Origin of the sequence: Okeania sp. SIO2B9 (genome assembly GCF_010672505.1) — a bacterium.
In the GTDB taxonomy this organism is placed as follows: domain Bacteria; phylum Cyanobacteriota; class Cyanobacteriia; order Cyanobacteriales; family Microcoleaceae; genus Okeania; species Okeania hirsuta.
In genome coordinates this window covers 1-1,227 of sequence record NZ_JAAHGK010001715.1, presented here as the reverse complement: position 1 = coordinate 1,227, position 1,227 = coordinate 1, and the positions used below count along the sequence as shown (strand labels likewise).

Below are 1,227 nucleotides of genomic sequence, written 5' to 3'. Positions count from 1 at the left end.
GTATTAGTTGATTTTGGTGCAGCTAAAGTTATTACTGGAACTGCTTTAATGCAACCTGGAACAATAATTGGCAGTCCGGAATATGTCGCTCCAGAACAAGTAATACTAATCGATTTGTATTAGTCATCCATCCTGTAGTTTGTGGTAGAAAATTACGACGAATAATATTTTCTGGTTTGAGATCCCGATGAATTACTTTATGTTCGTGAATAAACTGTAAAACTGGTAATAATTCATTCAATATTTGTTTGATTTGACCGTCGTTAAAAGGACCTATTTTTGTTGACTCTTGAGCAAGATTAGAACCATCAATAAATTCCTGTACTAAATATTGATTATTATCCTGTTCAAAGTGAGCTAATAATTCTGGAATTTGTGGATGTTGACCAAGTTCATCTAATCTAATTGCTTCTTGTTGAAATAACTCGGCAGCTTTTTTTGGGTCGCCAGTATTTTGAGGTAAAAATTGTTTAATTACACAAGGAGGGTGAGAAGGTTTATCTTCATCTACAGCGAAAAAAGTCCTACCAAAGCCACCCCTACCTATAGGTTTCATAGGGCGATATCTTTCTCTCAGCAGCAATTTTGCTCCACAAGCTAGACAATATAATGTTTCTTCAGGATTTTGAGGATTTGGGCATTGAGGATTTAAACAGTAGCTCATTATAAGTATTAAAAAGATTCGGCAACTATAGAGCTACGCGCAAGTTAGAAGTCAGAAGTCAGAAGTTATCCTTGACTGAATTTGAGTGTTTATAATTGTCCTAAACTATTTGCGTAGTGCTATATCTCTATATTAATTCTTCCCTTGGACAGAGTGTAAATAGCCTAAATTGAACTATAAGTCTGGTATTACTGAACTTATTCCGAATTTATGTCTAATAATAATTATGTCAAATGTTAATTTAACTGATGATATTCAGGTTTCTCAGCCTTCTCAGCAAGTTCCATTATGGGCAAAAGCGATCGCTTTATTGGCTCTTTTGAATCTTACTCTAGGACTATTTAATATTAGTTATGTGTCGTTACGGGACATTTATTTTAGGTATTTGCCTGCTGTTGTTAGAGTTTATGACCCAATCAAAGGTATAGAACCTAATATTCAGACGGATAATTATCTTGTTACTGTGAATCAATTGGTGGCACAACTACCAGAAAAAGGACTCCTAGACCCAACTACAAAAGATTTATTAACTTCTTGACGCAGTAAGAGTGTGGCCTTAATAG

Annotated in this window: 1 protein-coding gene and 1 pseudogene; one reads left to right on the top strand and one right to left on the bottom strand. The window is 34.7% G+C overall.

Translation table 11 applies throughout. The features are described 5' to 3' along the window. Positions 1-97 precede the first annotated feature (97 nt). Positions 98-664 (bottom strand): annotated as a pseudogene (locus F6K13_RS33930) (protein kinase); the annotation flags it as partial. A 226-nt stretch (positions 665-890) separates the two neighbouring features. On the opposite strand from F6K13_RS33930, the gene F6K13_RS33925 reads away from it, so the two are divergent. Continuing rightward, positions 891-1,202: a hypothetical protein gene (locus F6K13_RS33925; protein ID WP_124147160.1), complete on the top strand. Its 312-nt coding sequence runs from the start codon at positions 891-893 to the stop codon at positions 1,200-1,202. Positions 1,203-1,227: the final 25 nt, after the last annotated feature.

Coding starts and splice junctions, on each gene's coding strand:
- F6K13_RS33925 (WP_124147160.1), top strand. CDS start 891: ATGTCAAATGTTAATTTAACTGATGATATTCAGGTTTCTCAGCCTTCT.